Source organism: Kitasatospora sp. NPDC085879 (assembly GCF_040686255.1).
In the GTDB taxonomy this organism is placed as follows: Bacteria; Actinomycetota; Actinomycetes; order Streptomycetales; family Streptomycetaceae; genus Kitasatospora.
The window spans coordinates 1-1,121 of record NZ_JBFBJZ010000210.1 but is presented as its reverse complement, the minus strand read 5'-3'; the positions used below and the strand labels follow the sequence as shown (position 1 = coordinate 1,121).

General features: G+C 66.7%; 1 protein-coding gene. It reads right to left on the bottom strand.

Annotation, left to right across the window (positions count from 1 at the left end):
* Positions 1-29 precede the first annotated feature (29 nt).
* The gene (locus tag AB0P35_RS42220) at positions 30-869 is read right to left on the bottom strand and encodes an IS5 family transposase (protein ID WP_363521947.1); all 840 of its coding nucleotides are present in this window, start codon (positions 867-869) and stop codon (positions 30-32) included.
* Positions 870-1,121 lie beyond the last annotated feature (252 nt).

The window sequence follows — 1,121 nt, the reverse complement described above, 5'->3', positions numbered from 1 at the left end:
ACTGGGCGTTTCGTCCCTGACTGTGGACGTCAGGTTCCGCGCCAGGTTGGGGTGGTTTCGCCGGTGAGTCGGCGGGTCATGAGGCTGATCATCGCGACGTGGATCATGGCTTCGGATCGGGCGGGTAGGGCTTCGTAGTCGCGGGCGAGGCGCCGGTGGTTCATGAGCCAGCCGAAGGTGCGCTCGACGATCCATCTGCGGGGCTGGACGACGAATCCCCTGGTGGTGGGGTCGCGTCGGACGATCTCGAGGTCGATGCCGAGAGTGGCGGCGTGTTCGACGACGGCGTTCTTGTAGCCCATGTCGGCCCAGGCCTTGCGGACGGTGGGGTGCTCGGCCGCGACGGCGGTCAGCAGCTGTCGGCCGGCGGTGCCGTCCTGGACGCTCGCGGCGGTGACCAGCACCACGAGCAGCAGGCCGATCGTGTCGGTGACGATGTTGCGTTTCCTGCCGACGATCCGCTTCCCGACATCGGCGCCCTGGCCGGCGACAGGGACGTTCGTGGAGGTCTTGATGCTCTGCGAGTCGATGATGCACGCAGTTGGTTCCGGATCGCGGCCCTCGGCGGTGCGGGCCAGCCGCCGGAGAAGGCCGTTGAGCTGCTCGAACACGCCGTCCTTCTGCCAGCGGGCGAAGTAGGCGTAGACCGTCTCCCAGGACGGGTAGTCGTGCGGGAGGTAGCGCCAGGGGATGCCGGTGCGGTCGACGTAGAGGATCGCATCGAGGAGGTCGCGCAGCTCGTGCTCGGGAGGCCGACCGAACGCCAGGGCGCGTTCGGTTCGGGCTCGGCGCCAGGCGGTGAGGGTGGGTTCGACCAGGGCCCAGCGGGCGTCGGACAGGTCGCTCGGATACGGTCGACGATCCGTCATGATGACGGCATGCTGCGGAATCTCGCTTCCGCCCAGAGGCAGCGGAACTCAGGGGACAACTGTGCTCCAGCCAGGCTTCCCGGGATGAGACAGGACGATGTACACAGTTCCGGCGGACATTCGTGTAACGGCGGCACTCCTGTCACCAGAGCCCCAAGCGTCACCGAAAGCGAGCAGTCTGGGCGCCTCAAAAACCGGCATAAACCGGCCCACTTAAGGGCAAAACGCCCAGTCAGACCGCGTTTGAGATCT

What these genes read in the sequence shown, in the direction of transcription:
- AB0P35_RS42220 (WP_363521947.1), bottom strand. Translation starts at nt 869, where the DNA reads ATGACGGATCGTCGACCGTATCCGAGCGACCTGTCCGACGCCCGCTGG.